General features: G+C 70.6%; 14 protein-coding genes. 9 read left to right on the forward strand and 5 right to left on the reverse strand.

Annotated features, from left to right (window positions below):
* The first annotated feature begins 43 nt into the window (after window positions 1-43).
* Window positions 44-2,542, forward strand: coding sequence for a bifunctional FO biosynthesis protein CofGH (locus ADL15_RS12840; protein ID WP_157441336.1), 2,499 nt, complete (start codon window positions 44-46; stop codon window positions 2,540-2,542).
* A 643-nt stretch (window positions 2,543-3,185) separates the two neighbouring features.
* Window positions 3,186-3,443, forward strand: a complete 258-nt coding sequence (locus ADL15_RS51365; protein WP_083971190.1) for a WhiB family transcriptional regulator — start codon at window positions 3,186-3,188, stop codon at window positions 3,441-3,443.
* 229 nt (window positions 3,444-3,672) lie between these two features.
* Here ADL15_RS51365 and ADL15_RS12845 read toward each other — a convergent pair whose 3' ends face one another.
* On the reverse strand, window positions 3,673-4,149 hold the full coding sequence (locus ADL15_RS12845; RefSeq protein WP_067688903.1) for a metallopeptidase family protein: 477 nt from the start codon (window positions 4,147-4,149) through the stop codon (window positions 3,673-3,675).
* Between the two features lie 187 nt (window positions 4,150-4,336).
* Here ADL15_RS12845 and ADL15_RS12850 point away from each other — a divergent pair, with 187 nt between their 5' ends.
* Entirely contained in the window at window positions 4,337-4,693 is a 357-nt protein-coding gene (locus tag ADL15_RS12850) for a DUF3499 domain-containing protein (RefSeq protein WP_067688906.1), read from the forward strand.
* 280 nt (window positions 4,694-4,973) lie between these two features.
* Here the strand turns inward: ADL15_RS12850 and ADL15_RS12855 are convergent, their stop codons facing one another.
* The 4 genes from ADL15_RS12855 to ADL15_RS12870 all read right to left on the reverse strand — a co-directional run bounded on the left by ADL15_RS12855 (window position 4,974) and on the right by ADL15_RS12870 (window position 9,372).
* On the reverse strand, window positions 4,974-5,801 hold the full coding sequence (locus ADL15_RS12855) for a polysaccharide deacetylase family protein (RefSeq protein ID WP_232344048.1): 828 nt from the start codon (window positions 5,799-5,801) through the stop codon (window positions 4,974-4,976).
* 386 nt (window positions 5,802-6,187) lie between these two features.
* Complete coding sequence (locus ADL15_RS12860; protein ID WP_067688911.1) at window positions 6,188-6,559, reverse strand: DUF779 domain-containing protein; 372 nt, start codon at window positions 6,557-6,559, stop codon at window positions 6,188-6,190.
* 2 nt (window positions 6,560-6,561) lie between these two features.
* The gene (gene adh / locus ADL15_RS12865) at window positions 6,562-8,085 is read right to left on the reverse strand and encodes an aldehyde dehydrogenase (RefSeq protein ID WP_067688914.1); all 1,524 of its coding nucleotides are present in this window, start codon (window positions 8,083-8,085) and stop codon (window positions 6,562-6,564) included.
* 33 nt (window positions 8,086-8,118) lie between these two features.
* Window positions 8,119-9,372, reverse strand: a complete 1,254-nt coding sequence (locus ADL15_RS12870) for a sigma-54-dependent transcriptional regulator family protein (RefSeq protein WP_157441338.1) — start codon at window positions 9,370-9,372, stop codon at window positions 8,119-8,121.
* Between the two features lie 70 nt (window positions 9,373-9,442).
* Between ADL15_RS12870 and nfi the strand changes: the two genes are divergently transcribed.
* From nfi to manA, 6 genes are all read left to right on the forward strand, one after another.
* The gene (nfi, locus tag ADL15_RS12875; protein ID WP_067688917.1) at window positions 9,443-10,096 is read left to right on the forward strand and encodes a deoxyribonuclease V; all 654 of its coding nucleotides are present in this window, start codon (window positions 9,443-9,445) and stop codon (window positions 10,094-10,096) included.
* A gap of 82 nt (window positions 10,097-10,178) precedes the next feature.
* Entirely contained in the window at window positions 10,179-11,558 is a 1,380-nt protein-coding gene (locus ADL15_RS12880) for a phosphomannomutase/phosphoglucomutase (RefSeq protein ID WP_067688920.1), read from the forward strand.
* A 44-nt stretch (window positions 11,559-11,602) separates the two neighbouring features.
* The gene (locus ADL15_RS12885) at window positions 11,603-11,806 is read left to right on the forward strand and encodes a Trm112 family protein (RefSeq protein ID WP_067688922.1); all 204 of its coding nucleotides are present in this window, start codon (window positions 11,603-11,605) and stop codon (window positions 11,804-11,806) included.
* A complete protein-coding gene (locus ADL15_RS12890; protein WP_067688925.1) occupies window positions 11,806-13,029 on the forward strand; it encodes an SIS domain-containing protein in 1,224 nt (407 codons plus the stop codon). Before ADL15_RS12885 ends, ADL15_RS12890 begins: the two co-directional genes overlap by 1 nt.
* Window positions 13,026-13,988: a cation diffusion facilitator family transporter gene (locus ADL15_RS12895; RefSeq protein ID WP_067688928.1), complete on the forward strand. Its 963-nt coding sequence runs from the start codon at window positions 13,026-13,028 to the stop codon at window positions 13,986-13,988. Before ADL15_RS12890 ends, ADL15_RS12895 begins: the two co-directional genes overlap by 4 nt.
* A gap of 27 nt (window positions 13,989-14,015) precedes the next feature.
* Window positions 14,016-15,194, forward strand: coding sequence for a mannose-6-phosphate isomerase, class I (manA, locus tag ADL15_RS12900; protein ID WP_157441343.1), 1,179 nt, complete (start codon window positions 14,016-14,018; stop codon window positions 15,192-15,194).
* Window positions 15,195-15,342: the final 148 nt, after the last annotated feature.

Below are 15,342 nucleotides of genomic sequence, written 5' to 3' on the forward strand. Positions count from 1 at the left end.
ACGGTGGCGGCAGCCGTAACGAATCCGGCCTAGGCTGCTGTTCGTGGTAGAGGTCAACGAAGTCCCGACCGAGGCGAGCATCCGACGTGCGCTACGTCGCGCCGCCGACGGTAAAGCGATCGACGTCGACGAGGCGACCGCGCTCCTCGCGGCGAGCGGCGACCAGTTCAGCGAGCTGCTGGCCATCGCCGGCGGCATCCGTGACGCCGGCCTGCGGGAGGCCGGGCGCCCGGGCGTGGTGACCTATTCGCGCAAGGTCTTCATCCCGCTCACCCGGCTGTGCCAGGACCGGTGCCACTACTGCACGTTCGCCACCGTGCCGCACCGGCTGCCCGCCGCGTTCCTGGAACGCGACGAGGTCCTGGAGATCGCCCGGCAGGGCGCGGCGCAGGGCTGCAAGGAGGCCCTGTTCACGCTCGGCGACCGGCCCGAGGAGCGCTGGCCGGCGGCCCGGCAGTGGCTGGACGAGCGGGGGTACGACTCCACCCTCGACTATGTCCGGGCCTGCGCCATCGCGGTGCTGGAGGAGACCGGCCTGCTGCCGCACCTCAACCCGGGCGTGATGAGCTGGGCCGAGCTGCAGCGGCTCAAGCCGGTCGCGCCGAGCATGGGGATGATGCTGGAGACCACCGCCACCCGGCTGTGGTCCGAGCCCGGCGGCCCGCACTACGGCTCGCCGGACAAGGAGCCCGCGGTCCGGCTCCGGGTGCTCGACGACGCCGGCCGGGTGGCCGTGCCGTTCACCACCGGCATCCTGATCGGCATCGGGGAGACCCCGGCCGAGCGGGTCGACGCGCTGTTCGCGATGCGCCGCACCGCCCGGGAGTACGGGCACATCCAAGAGGTCATCATCCAGAACTTCCGCGCCAAGCCGGACACGGCGATGCGCGGGATGCCCGACGCCGAGCTGCGCGAGCTGGCCGCCACGGTGGCCGTCGGCCGGATCATCATGGGCCCCAGGGCCCGGATCCAGGCGCCGCCCAACCTGATCGACGACGAGTTCCCGCTGTTGCTGCAGGCCGGCATCGACGACTGGGGCGGGGTGTCCCCGGTGACACCCGACCACGTCAACCCGGAACGCCCCTGGCCGCAGATCGACCTGCTGGCCGAGAAGACCGCGGCCGCCGGGTTCACCCTGCGCGAGCGCCTGACGATCTATCCGGAGTTCGTCCGCCGCGGCAACGAGGGCTGGCTCGACCCGCGGCTTGCCGCGCACGTGGCCGCGCTGGCCGGCGAGGACGGGCTGGCCAAGGAGGGCACCCTGCCGGTCGGCCTGCCCTGGCAGGAGCCGGAGGAGACGTTCGGTTCCGGCCGGACCGACCTGTTCTCGGCGATCGACTCCGAAGGGCGCACCGGCGACCGCCGCTCGGACTTCAACGACGTCTACGGCGACTGGGACGAAGTGGCCGCGCACGTCAAGAGCGCGCCGCAGCACGTGCCCACCGACGTGCTGGCCGGGCTGAAGCTGGCCTCGACCGACCCGGCCGCGCTGCTGCTGCCGGAGCACGAGGACAAGGTGATGGCGCTGTTCAACGCGGACGGCAGCGCGCTGGACGAGCTGGCCCGGATCGCCGACGACCTGCGCAAGCACGTCAACGGCGACGACATCACGTACGTCGTGAACCGCAACATCAACTTCTCCAACGTCTGTTACGTGGGCTGCCGGTTCTGTGCGTTCGCCCAGCGGGAGAAGGACGCCGACGCGTACCGGCTCTCCGTCGACCAGGTGGCCGACCGGGCCGAGGAGGCGTGGCGGGACGGCGCCTCCGAGGTGTGCATGCAGGGCGGGATCGACCCGAAGATGCCGGTCACGGCGTACGCGGATCTGGTCCGGGCGGTCAAGCAGCGGGTGCCGGGGATGCACGTGCACGCGTATTCACCCATGGAGATCGTCACCGCGGCGTCCAAGGCCGGGGTGTCGCTCAAGGAGTGGCTCACCGACCTGCGCGACGCGGGCCTGGGCACCATCCCGGGCACCGCCGCCGAGATCCTCGACGACGACGTGCGCTGGGTGCTGACCAAGGGCAAGCTGCCGACCGCCACCTGGGTCGAGGTGGTCACCACCGCGCACCAGGTCGGCATCCGGTCCAGCTCGACGATGATGTACGGCCACGTCGACCACCCGCGGCAGTGGCTCGGCCACTTCCGGGTGCTGGCCGGCATCCAGGACACCACCGGCGGGCTCACCGAGTTCGTGGCGCTGCCGTTCATCCACACCAACGCGCCGATCTACCTGGCCGGCATCGCCCGGCCCGGTCCCACCTGGCGGGAGAACCGGGTGGTGCACGCGATGGCCCGGGTGCTGCTGCACGGCCGGATCGACAACATCCAGTGCTCCTGGGTGAAACTCGGCGACGAGGGCACCCGCGAGATGCTCAACGGCGGGTGCAACGACCTCGGCGGTACGCTGATGGAGGAGACGATCTCGCGGATGGCGGGCTCGGAGCACGGTTCGGCGCGTACGGTCGCCGAGCTCAAGGAGCTCGCCGCGTCCGCCGGTCGTTCCGCGGTGGAGCGGACCACGGTCTACGGCCGCCGCTGACCTGTCCGGCACGACACCGCCCGCCCCACCCGTTCGAGGTGCGGCGGGCGGCGCCGTAGTGACAGCGACACGCCGATGTCACCCGTCCGCGTGTCCTGCCGGGCCGATCCGGGTTGGTCATGGCGGACGGTGGGTGTGCAACAACACGACGGTTGTGGGGTTCGATGGGACCGTGTGCGGGCATTCGCTGCCGCGACCCGGCGTCGGAGGACCGTGTGGACCGTCTGATCGGGGCTGTCCCAGGCGGACGGTCCCTCGTGGTGTGCCGGCCCGGAGCGGGTTTGATCAGGGCGTGTCCGGCCTGTTCGGAGCCGAACCCGGTGCCGGGCGTGGCCCGGTCGCGGGACCCCCCTCGACCTGAAGTAACAAATCGGGTTAAATTGGACGCCGAGGCCGACGTTCGCGTTACCTTCCGGTGGCTCCGGGAGATAGGGCAGGAACGGGACCTCGACGCGCCCCGGCGCTTTGGGGAAACGGGCCCATTTAACAGGTTCGGCTTGACGACGCACGTCTAACACGCGTGTAATTTTGGTGGGGTTGTGGGGACGATGTGCGCCTTTTGCGTCGAACCCACAGAAACACGCCGCGTGCGTGGGGGGTCAGCGTCGGCATCGCTGCCGGCGCAGAATTTGGAGGCACGCCGATGGAAGCGCAGGTTGAAGGGGTAGACCTGCTCGGGGACGCGCCCGAGTGGCAGGAACGGGCGCTGTGCTCACAGACCGATCCAGAGGCCTTCTTCCCGGAGAAGGGTGGATCAACGCGCGAGGCCAAGCGCATCTGCGGTCGCTGTGAGGTGAAGGCCGATTGTCTGGAGTACGCACTCGGTCACGACGAGCGTTTCGGTATCTGGGGTGGACTGTCCGAACGTGAACGTCGCAAGTTGAAGCGGCGCGTCGCCTGACGGCCGGACGGCGCGAGACCCGGGCAGATGCGCGAAAGGCGCGGGGGCTGCGCGGGAAGCGCCAAGGATCAGGTGTGCGGCGTAGGAGTCTGCGCGGAATCAGGGGATCCGCTCAGCAGCCGCGGGGGTCCGCATCAGCGGGCCGGGGGCCCGCGGTGCGCCACCGGGAATCCGTAGTGGGGTAGTACCGACAACGCGGCAGCGTCAGCCCGCCGCGTTGTCCCAGGCGTCAGGCCAGTTCGTCCGGGTCGACGCCGAGCAGGTTCGCCACCTGCTCGATGATCACGTCGTGGACGAGGTCGGCGAGGTCCTCCCGATCCATCGCCCGGAATTCCAGCGGGCGGCGGTAGAGCACGATCCGTGGCGGCAGCTCATGCCGTCCCGGGCGGCCGGGCAACAGCCGGGCCAGGGGCACCTCGCCGTCCTCGAGCACGTCCGAGTCGTAGACGTTGAGATCCGGCGGCACGTCCTCGACGGCGAACTCGACGCCGGCGAGCTCTTTCGCATAGCGCCGTTCCAGGCCCTCGACGGTGTCCAGCACCAGGTCGTCGAAGATTTCCGCCTTGGTGCGGGCCAGGGGCACGGTCGCCGGCACCAGCCGGCCACGCAGGCCACGCCCGTGCCGGTCTCGTCGAGCCGGATGACCCGGGCCGGAGGCGCGCGCCGTCTTCGCGTCGGTGCGGCGGCGTTCGGGGCTGGTCGTCACTCGCTGAGCGTATCCCCACCCGGGCGACATCCGTGGTCAGGCCGTTCCTCACCGTGTGTCTGATCCGTTAATTCGTTCCATCGGGGCGGCGTGTCGGCGGACCATGGCCGAATCGTGATGCATCGCGGGTCGGCGTGTCGCGGGGCAACGCTCCCCAGAACGCCCGGCGGGGCGATAAGTTGCCGCCGTGAGGTCACCACGGCGCTGCTCCCGGAACGGCTGTCCCCGACAGGCGGTCGCCACCCTGACCTACGTCTACGGTGATTCCACCGCGGTCGTCGGCCCCCTCGCGGCGTTCGCCGAGCCCCATACGTACGACCTCTGCGAGCCGCACGCTCGCAGCCTGACCGCGCCCCGCGGCTGGGATCTGGTCCGGCACGACGGCGACTTCGCCCCGCCGCCGCCGACCACCGACGACCTCAACGCGCTCGCCGACGCGGTGCGCGAGGCGGCCCGCCCGCCCTCGGTCCGCACGGACGACACGGATCACACCCCCCAGACCGGCCGCCGCGGCCACCTCCGGGTCATCCCTCCGTCCCATTAACCCTTTTTGGTACGAATGGTGGGGTCTCGTCCGTAGGCTACGAGCCGAGTACCGCCCGTGCAGCCGACGCGGCACCGTGACCACTCCCGGCCGCAGCGCGCCTCCCGACCTCAGCTGGGCCTGACGGCCCTTATCGCGATGCGATAAGGGCCGTCAGAGCCAGCCTGAACACCCGGCGGCGCGATGCGGTCCGGACCCCGCTGCCACGTCGCGCGAGACCGTCACGGGACTCGGCTCGTAGCCTGCGGGCGGGCGCTCCGTAGTCGTACAAAATCGGGTTTTAAGGAAGAGCGACCAGGTGGAACCGCTTCTTGAGCCACGGCAGCAAGGTGCGGTAGGCCTTGATGGTGTCGGGCTGCGCGTAGTCGTGACTGAGAATGATCGCGCCGGGGCGGGCGTTGCGCTTCACGCTGCTGATCACGCGGCTGGTGTGTGAGCCGTCGGACTCCTCGCGGCCGTGCTCCCAGTCGCGGGGGTCGACCTTCCAGTAGATCGAGGTCATCCCGAGCTCCTTGGCGATCTTCACCACTCCCGGCGTGAAGTTGCCGCCGGGCGCGCGGAAGTACTTGATCTTCGCGTTCGGTACTGCGGCGCGGATCGCGTCGTTGGTGCGCTGCATGTCCGCGCGGATCTGCTTGGCCTTCTTCTTACCGAGCTTGAGATCGTGGTTCCAGGTGTGGTTGCACAGGGTGTGCCCGCCGGCCACGATCTTGCGGATCAGGTCGGGGTGGTGCTCGGCGTTGTCGCCGACCACGCAGAACGTCGCCTTCACGTGCTCCCGGGCCAGCATCTTCAGCAGGGTCGGCGTGTTCGCCGGGTCCGGGCCGTCGTCGAAGGTGAGCGCGACGTTCTTGGTCCCGGTGGTGAGCAGGCTGCCGGCCGGACCGGTTTTGCCCCGGGGGTGCTTCGGGATCGCGGTGCTCTCGGTGCGCGGGTCGGTCTTGGTCTTGGTGGGCTTCGGCTTGGCGGTCGGCTTCCGGGTCGCCGGCGGCGTGACCGGAGTGCTGACCGGCGCGGATGCCGCCGGCGGAGTCGCCTCGGTGTGGGACGTCTCGGCGGCAGCGGCCTGACCGAGGAGCCCCGTCATGATCAGCGTCAGGCTGATCATGAGGGCCTTCCTGGTGTGGGACAGCCGCATCGATTACCTCCCCAGATCATCGGCGGACTGACGAGGATGCCTCGCGAACCGGCGGAGCGCCAAGTTCGGTACGCATCTTTCGCACTGATATGCGAACTCATGAGCCTTCGACGTCGTATCCTTGCGCACCGTGTCCAGCGCTCGAGCACGCCCGTAATTGAGGGGCATTGATGTCAATAGCCGGATTTGTCATGCAAATAGGTTGATCTTGGTCGATCCGTCCTCTCTCCCGAGTATCGATCCTCCGGCCGCCGGCGGACACCGTCCCTCACCCGCCAGTGGACGCCGTCACACGGATGGCACACGGGTGAAGGCCGGGTCGCGACGCGACCCGGCCTCGAAGAACGCGAAAATTCCTATCCCAGCTCGGCCAGCTCCGCCTCGGTGAGCAGGCGGGACCGGATCAGGAAGCGGACCCCCTCGGGCGCCTCCAGCGAGAAGCCGGCGCCCCGCCCGGGGACCACGTCCACCGTGAGGTGGGTGTGCTTCCAGAGCGTGAACTGCGCGGCCGACATCCAGAACGTGATCGGCTCCGGCACCCCCTCGATCGCCAGAGATTCCAGCAGGACGTCCGAGTTGCCGGTACGGAACTCGCCCTCCAGGTAACACATCGGCGAGCTGCCGTCGCAGCACCCGCCGGACTGGTGGAACATCAGCGGACCGTGTTGCTCCCGCAGCTGCCGCATCATGCCGGCGGCCGCGGGAGTCACCTCGACGCGAGTGGCCATCTCTAGAAGAAGCCCATGGCCTTGGGTGAGTAGCTGACCAGAAGGTTCTTGGTCTGCTGGTAGTGGTCGAGCATCATCCGGTGGTTCTCCCGGCCGATACCGGACTGCTTGTAACCGCCGAACGCGGCGTGTGCCGGGTAGAGGTGGTAGCAGTTGGTCCACACCCGGCCGGCCTGGATCGCCCGCCCGGCCCGGTAGGCCCGGTTGATGTCCCGCGTCCACACCCCGGCGCCCAGGCCGTACAGGGTGTCGTTGGCGATCTTGATGGCGTCGTCGAAGTCCGCGAACGGGGTGACCGACACCACCGGCCCGAAGATCTCCTCCTGGAAGATCCGCATCGAGTTGCGGCCCTCGAAGATCGTCGGCTGGACGTAGTACCCGCCGGCCAGGTCGCCGCCGAGCTCCGCGCGCCCGCCGCCGGTCAGCGCCCGGGCGCCCTCCTGCCGGCCGGTGTCGAGGTACGACAGGATCTTCTCGAGCTGGTCGTTGGACGCCTGCGCGCCGACCTGGGTGTCGGTGTCCAGCGGGTTGCCCTGCTTGAGGTTCTCCACCCGCTTGACGCCGGCGGCCAGGAAGTCGCTGTAGTGACTCTGCTGGATCAGCGCCCGGGACGGGCAGGTGCAGACCTCGCCCTGGTTCAGCGCGAACATCGAGAAGCCTTCCAGGGCCTTGTCCAGGAAGTCGTCGTCGGCGCTGCTCACGTCGTCGAAGAAGATGTTCGGGCTCTTGCCGCCGAGCTCCAGGGTGACCGGGATCAGGTTCTCCGAGGCGTACTGCATGATCAGGCGCCCGGTGGTGGTCTCGCCGGTGAAGGCGACCTTGGCCACCCGGTTCGACGAGGCCAGTGGCTTGCCGGCCTCCACGCCGAAGCCGTTGACGATGTTCAGCACGCCGGCCGGGAGCAGGTCGCCGATCAGCGAGATCAGGTAGTGGATCGAGGCCGGGGTCTGCTCGGCCGGCTTGAGCACCACGGCGTTGCCGGCCGCCAGCGCGGGCGCCAGCTTCCAGACCGCCATCAGGATCGGGAAGTTCCACGGGATGATCTGCGCGACCACGCCGAGCGGCTCGTGGAAGTGGTACGCCACGGTGTCGTCGTCGATCTGGCCGGCGCTGCCCTCCTGCGCCCGGATGCAGCCGGCGAAGTAGCGGAAGTGGTCGATCGCGAGCGGGATGTCGGCGGCCAGGGTCTCCCGGACCGGCTTACCGTTCTCCCAGGCCTCGGCGACGGCCAGCTTCTCCAGGTTCTGTTCCATCCGGTCGGCGATCCGGTTGAGGACGTTGGCCCGCTCGGCCGGCGAGGTGCGGCCCCACGCGCCGGCCGCGCCGTGCGCCGCGTCCAGGGCCCTCTCCACGTCCTCCGCGGTGCCCCGGGCGATCTCACAGAACGACTGGCCGGTGACCGGGGACGGGTTCTCGAAGTACTGGCCCTTGACCGGCGGGACGTACTCGCCGCCGATGTAGTGGTCGTAGCGGGACTGGTAGCTCACGATGGCGCCCTCGGAACCGGGCGGGGTGTAGATGGTCACGGTCTCGCCTCCCTCTTCGGGACCGGACGCTAGTTACGGATACGTTGCAGGAACGTTGCACGCGTACTCGCGGGTCAGCTCGGCGGTCCGGCGCGCGGCGGCCCGGTCGGCCGGCGCGAGCGACGCGTACGTCTCCCAGAGCTCCAGGTCGTCGGCTCCCCACGGGCTCTCCAGCCACCTCTGCAGCAGCCGCCGGTCGCCGGCGGCCAGGATCGCGGCGCGCAGCCGGCTGTCGATCATGCGGCGCAGCCGGACGATCCCGGGCGCGTCCGAGCCGGGCAGCAGCGGCCCCGGGTAGGCGGCCAGCGCGTCGGCGGTCTGCCCGCGGCCCAGCAGGTCGGTCACCGTGCCGAAGTCGGTGGCCGGCTGGGCGCGCAGCCGGTAGGGCCGCGAGTCGAGCAGCTCCGGCCCGAGGATCCGGCGCAGCCGGGACAGCTCGGCGCGCACCGTCACCGGGTTCACGTCGTCGCCGTAGAGGTCGACGGCCAGCTGGTCGCCGGTCCGCCCCTCCGGGTGCGTGGTGAGCAGGACCAGCAGCTCGGAGTGCCGCCGGCCGAGCCTGGTCCGGGCCGTCCCGGACGCGAGGAGGGCCTCGTCCCGGCCGAGTGCCGCGACCGACGGCCGGTCCCGGACCGGGGTCAGACCGCGGAGGTACGCCTCGGCGGCCAGCGCGGTGGCCCGGACCAGCGCCAGGCTGTGCGGGTTGGCCAGGTGGTCGCCGCCGGTCACGTCGATCGCGCCGAGCAGCAGCCCGGTGCCCGGGTCGTGGATCGGCGCGGCGGTGCACGTCCAGCGCTGCACCGGCCGGCTGAAGTGCTCGGTCGCGAAGATCTGCAGCGCGTGGTCGACGGCGAGCGCGGTGCCCGGGGCGTTGGTGCCGGCGTGCGCCTCGTCCCAGCGGGCGCCGGGCACGAAGTTCATCGAGGCGGCGCCGGACAGCATGCCGGAGTCACCCTCGACCCAGAGCAGCCGGCCGTGCGCGTCGCAGACCGCCAGGATGTGATCGCCGTCATCGGCCAGGCCGCCCAGCAGGTCCCGGAAGATCGGCATCACCCGGGACAGCGGATGAGCCGCCCGGTACGCCTCCAGCTCGTTGTCGCACAGGTCGATGGGCGGGGTGCTGTCCGCACCGATGAAGGCCGCCGAGCGGGCCCAGGAATCGGCCACCACCGAGCGCATCTGGTGCGGTCGTTCGTTCTGCGACACGAACCGTTCGTGGGCACGGCCGACCTGCCGGATCCGTTCGGCCGGGTCGTCACCGGGGGTCAGGGCAAGCCAGGGGTTCACCGGCAGCACCTCCAGACCCCCATCGTGACGCGCGTCACGACAAGAGACAACAGTCCCTACGATCTGGCCCGTGCAGCCCTGGCCCCGTACCGAAGAAGAAGCCCTCGCCGCGCAGGACCTCCTGCGCGGCCGCGTCGTCACCGCGCCCGGTCCGGCGTCCCCGGCCACCGTGGCCGGCCTGGACGTCGCCTACGACGACTCCGGTGACCGGCTGGGCGCGGCCGTCGTCGTGCTGAACACCGAAGATCTTTCGGTACGCGACACCGCGGTGATCCGCGGCCGCCCGGCCTTCCCGTACGTGCCGGGTCTGTTCGCTTTCCGCGAAGTCCCCGCCCTGATGGCGGCGCTGGAGAAGCTGACCGTACGCCCGGACGTGCTGATCTGCGACGGTCACGGACTGGCCCACCCGCGCCGGTTCGGCCTCGCCGCGCACCTGGGCGTGCTCACCGACCTGCCGTCGTTCGGGGTCGGCAAGACCCGGCTGATCGGCGCCTGGGAACCGGTCGGTGAGGGCCGGGGGAGTCGATCGGCGCTGGTGGACGACGGTGAGACGGTCGGCGCGGTGCTGCGTACCCAGACCGGGGTGAAGCCGGTCTTCGTCTCGGTCGGGCACCGGATCGACCTGGACACCGCGTGCGCGCTCACCCTGCGGCTGGCCGCGAGGTACCGGCTGCCCGAGACCACCCGCGCAGCTGACCGTGTTTGTCGTGATCTTCTCAGTTAACGGCCCGGTCGCGGGGATAAAACCTTTTCGTGGCCGGTGCTCCGATACCCTCCCCCCAACAGGGCTTTCGAAGGAGTGAGCAGTGCTGGATCTGTCCCAGATCATCAAGGCGTACGACGTCCGGGGCGTTGTCCCGGACCAGTTCAACGAGCCGGTGGCCCGGGCGATCGGTACGGCGTTCGTCGAGATGCTGCGGGAATCCGGTGACCAACCCGACCAGATCGTGATCGCGCACGACATGCGCGAGTCCGGTCCGGGTCTGGCCGCCGCGTTCGCACAGGGCGTCAACGCGGCCGGCGCCGGTGTGATCAACATCGGGCTGGGCTCGACCGACCAGCTGTACTACGCGTCCGGGTCGCTGAACCTGCCCGGCGCGATGTTCACCGCGAGCCACAACCCCGCGCAGTACAACGGGATCAAGCTGTGCCGCTCGGGCGCGCGCCCGGTCGGCCAGGACAGCGGCCTGGCCGTGGTCCGGCAGCGGGCCCAGAAGCTGCTCGGCGACCTGAACGCGGAGGCCGACGGCCCGTCCCGGGTCGAGGAGCGCAACCTGCTCGGCGCGTACGCCGAACACCTGCGCTCGCTCGTCGACCTCAGCGGCATCCGCCCGCTCAAGGTGATCGTGGACGCCGGCAACGGGATGGGCGGGTACACCGTGCCGGCCGTGCTCGGCGACCAGGTGCTGCCCGCGCTGCCGCTGACCATCGCGCCGCTCTTCTTCGAGTTGGACGGTTCGTTCCCGAACCACGAGGCCAACCCGCTGGACCCGAAGAACCTGGTCGACCTGCAGAACGCGGTGCGCGAGCAGGGCGCCGACATCGGCCTGGCGTTCGACGGCGACGCGGACCGCTGCTTCGTGATCGACGAGAACGGCGACCCGGTCTCGCCGTCCGCGATCACCGCGCTGGTGGCCGCGCGTGAGCTGGCCAAGTTCCCGGGCAGCGTGATCATCCACAACCTGATCACCTCGGCCGCGGTGCCGGAGATCATCCACGAGCTCGGCGGCAAGCCGGTGCGCAGCCGGGTCGGCCACTCGTTCATCAAGGCCGAGATGGCCGAGACGAACGCGGTCTTCGGCGGCGAGCACTCGGCGCACTACTACTTCCGGGACTTCTGGTTCGCCGACACCGGCATGCTCGCCGGGATGCACGTGCTGGCCGCGCTCGGCGGGCAGGATCTGCCGCTGTCCGAGTTCGCCGCGGAGTACGAGCGGTATTCGGCGTCAGGTGAGATCAATTCCACGGTGGCCGACGTTCCCGCCAAGATCGAAGAGGTCCGCGCCGCGTTCCCGGACGCCGATGTGGACACCCTCGACGGGTTTACCTTCCAGGTCGGCGACGGTGCGTGGTTCAACCTGCGCGCCTCGAACACCGAGCCGCTGCTGCGCCTGAACGTCGAAGCGCAGGACGCCGCGCGGATGGCGTCGCTCAGGGACGACGTGCTCGCCATCGTTCGCGGATAGGATCGCGGGGACACACGCTTTCCGCCGCGTAAAGGAGTAGATCGGTGGCGCTCGATCCGCAGTTGCTGGACATCCTGGCCTGCCCGGACACCCATCACGCTCCTCTCGAGTACGACACCGGTGGTCAGACGCTGACGTGCACGGAGTGCGGCCGGATCTTCGAGATCCGGGATGACATCCCGATCCTCCTCCTCGACGAGGCCCGGCTTCCGGGTTCGGCGGGCACCGCTGTGGAGGGGGAGCACTGATGGTCAACCCACTTGAGGGCCGGGCCGGCGTCAACGGCCACCGCGTCGCCGACGAGACGTTGCTCAACAACGAGAAGACGATGCTCGGCAACGACCCGGGCGGCATGCTCCGGGCCACCGCGTCGGCCGGCGCCCAGGTCCGCGAGTCGGCGGCACTGGCCGCCGAGGTCGACCTGACCATGCTGATCGACGAGGGGCGGCCGCGCGCGGTCGTCGTCGCCGGCATCGGCACGGCCGGCCTGACCGGCAGCATCCTGTCCACCGTCGCCGGCCCGCGCTGCCCGGTTCCGATCATCGGGCACCGCAGTGCCGGCGTGCCCGGCTGGGTCGGCGCCGCCGACGTGGTGATCGCGGTCTCCGCCTCCGGGCGCAGCCCCGAGGCGCTGGCCGCGGCCGAGGCGGCGTCGCGTCGTGGCGCCCGCCTGGTCGCCATCGGCAACCCCGACTCCGAGCTGCAGGCGATCGCCGAGCGCGCCCGGGCCCCGTTCATCGGTGTGCCCCGTCGCGCGCCGGCCCGCGCCACGCTCTGGGGCCTGGCCGTCCCGGTGCTGCTGGCCGGCCGCGCGCTGGGCCTGGTCAAGGTCACCGAGGCGGACATCGCCGAGACCGCGACCCGCCTCGACGCCGACGCCGAGCGCTGCCGGCCGGACGCCGACTCGTTCGTCAACCCGGCCAAGGCTCTCGCCCTCGGCCTGGCCGGCTCGGTCCCGGTCATCTGGGGTTCGTCCCCGCTGGCCACCGTCGCGGCCCGGCGGTTCGCCGACACCCTGGCCGCGAACGCGCGGTATCCCGTGATGGCCGGCGCGCTGGGCGAGGCCGGCCGCGGCCGGGTGGGCCTGCTGGACGGTGTGTTCGGCGGGCTCGCCGAGTCGACGCGGGACATCTTCGCCGACCCGGACGAGGAAGAGGAGAACGTGACCCGGCTGCGCCTCGTGGTGCTCCGGGACGGCGGGCTCAACCCGGAGGACGACGCCGACGAGCCGGTCGCCGTCGAGGAGCGCCGGGCGGACGCCATCCAGACGCTCGCCGATCGCCGTGGCGTACGCTGCGACGTGCTCACCGCCGAGGGCGGCTCGGCGCTGGAACGGCTCGCCTCGCTCGTCGCGGTGCCCGACTTCGCGTCGCTGTACCTCGCCCTGGCGCACGGGCTGGACCCGATGGCCGTTCCGGCGATCAGCGAGATGAAGGAGCTGTCGAACCCGATGCCTGAAGGACTTCAGTGAGCGCTGAGGGCGGCACCAAGGCGATCATCGCGGCCCTGAGTGCCAACCTCGGTATCGCGGCCACCAAGTTCGGTGCCTGGTTCCTGACCGGTTCGTCGTCGATGCTGGCCGAGGCGATCCACTCGGTGGCCGACTCCGGCAACCAGCTACTGCTCCTGGTCGGCGGCAAACAGGCAAAGAAAAAAGCCACCCCGGAACACCCTTTCGGGTACGGGCGGGAGCGCTACATCTACGCGTTCATCGTCTCGATCGTGCTGTTCAGCGTGGGTGGCCTGTTCGCGCTCTACGAGGCGTACCACAAGATCCAGCACCGCGAGCCGATCACCGAGTGGAAATGGGTGCCGGTCGTCGTCCTGGTGGTGGCGATCGCCCTGGAGTCCTACTCGTTCCGGACCGCGATCAAGGAGTCCAACCACACCCGGGGCACCACCTCGTGGGTGGACTTCGTGCGCCGGGCGAAGGCGCCGGAGCTGCCGGTGGTGCTGCTGGAGGACGCCGGCGCGCTCGTCGGCCTGGTGCTCGCGCTGTTCGGCGTCGGGATGACCCTGATCACCGGCAACGGTGTCTGGGACGGCATCGGCACCGGTGCGATCGGTGTCCTGCTGGTGGCGATCGCGGCCATCCTCGCGGTGGAGACCAAGAGCCTGCTGCTCGGTGAGGGCGCCAACCCGGAGACCGTCACCCAGATCGAGCGGGCCGTGCTCGCCGGCGACGGCATCGAGCGGATCATCCACATGAAGACGCTGCACCTCGGCCCGGAGGAGCTGCTCGTCGCCGTGAAGATCGCGGTGCCGCGGTCGGAGAACGCCGAAGAGGTGGCCCGGCACATCGACGAGACCGAGTCGAGGATCCGCGAGGCGGTCCCGATCGCCCGGGTGATCTACATCGAACCGGACATCTTCCGCACCCAGCGGACGTCGGACGAAGCGGTAACCGCAGCGCCACCCGCCACCACCTGACCAGCTGCTAATTTGCCGGGTATGACCGTGTACCCGCTGACCGGAGTGATCCGCCCGTACGCCTGGGGATCCCGGACCGCGATCGCCGAGCTGCAGGGCCGCCCCACCCCCGCCGAGGGGCCGGAGGCGGAACTGTGGCTCGGCGCGCATCCGGGTGACCCGTCCACTGTGCCGGGCCCGGACGGCCCGGTCACCCTGACCACTCTGATCGACGGCGACCCGGCCGCTCAGCTCGGCGCCGGTGTCGCGGAACGTTTCGGCGACCGCCTGCCGTACCTGATGAAGGTCCTGGCCGCCGGCGCCCCGCTCTCCCTGCAGGCGCACCCCGACCTGAAGTACGCCGGTGAGGCGTTCGCCCGCCAGGTCGCCGACCCGTCGCTGCCGAAGAACTACACGGACGCCAACCACAAGCCCGAGATGCTTGTCGCGCTGACCCCGTTCGACGCGCTCTGCGGTTTCCGCCCGGCCGAGGTCTCCGCCCTGGTGCTCACGGAGCTGAACCTGCCGCAGCTCGCCCCGGTGATCACCGTGCTGCGCTCCGGCGACCTCTCCGAAGCGGTCCGGCTGCTGCTCACCTGGCCGGCCGACGACCGCACCCCGCTGATCGACGCCGTGACGGCCGCGGCCGCCGCGATCCCGGTCGGCCACCAGCACGAGGAGTCCTTCCGGCTCGCGATCGACCTGGCCGGTCACTACCCCGGCGACCCCGGTGTGCTGGTCGCACTGCTGCTGAACCTGGTGCACCTGGCCCCCGGCGAGGCGATCTGGATGCCGGCCGGCAACCTGCACGCCTACCTGCACGGCCTGGGCGTCGAGTTGATGGCGGCCAGCGACAACGTGCTGCGCGGCGGGCTCACCCCGAAACGGGTCGACGTCGACGAGCTGCTCAAGGTGCTGCGCTTCGAGACGCTGGAAGACCCGCTGCTGCACGGCGCCGAGGTCGCGCCGGGCGTGACGTCGTGGCGGGTGCCGGTCCGGGACTTCGAGATGTACCGGGTGGAGCTCACCTCGAGCCGCCCGCCGGTGAAACTCCCCGGCACCGGCCCCCGGATCATCCTGGGCGTGTCCGGAGACGTTCACATCGGCGAGGAGCACGGCATCCCGGTGACCCTGTCTCCGGGGACGGCGGCCTACGCCCCGGCCGCTGGCGGCCCGCTGACCGCCGCGGGACTGGGCACCCTGTTCATCGCCGCAGTCCCCGACTGACCACTCCACCGAGGCGCGGACCGTCCCAACCCGGCCGGCCCGCGCCTCCCCCCGCCGCGTGCGTGTGAAGTCGCCGCCCGCTCCCCACCAAAAGCCCCCACGCAGCCCCCGCCGGGCCGTGTGTGAAGTTGCGGTCCGCTCCGCACCG

Origin of the sequence: Actinoplanes awajinensis subsp. mycoplanecinus, assembly GCF_001509495.1 — a bacterium.
GTDB lineage: Bacteria > Actinomycetota > Actinomycetes > Mycobacteriales > Micromonosporaceae > Actinoplanes > Actinoplanes palleronii.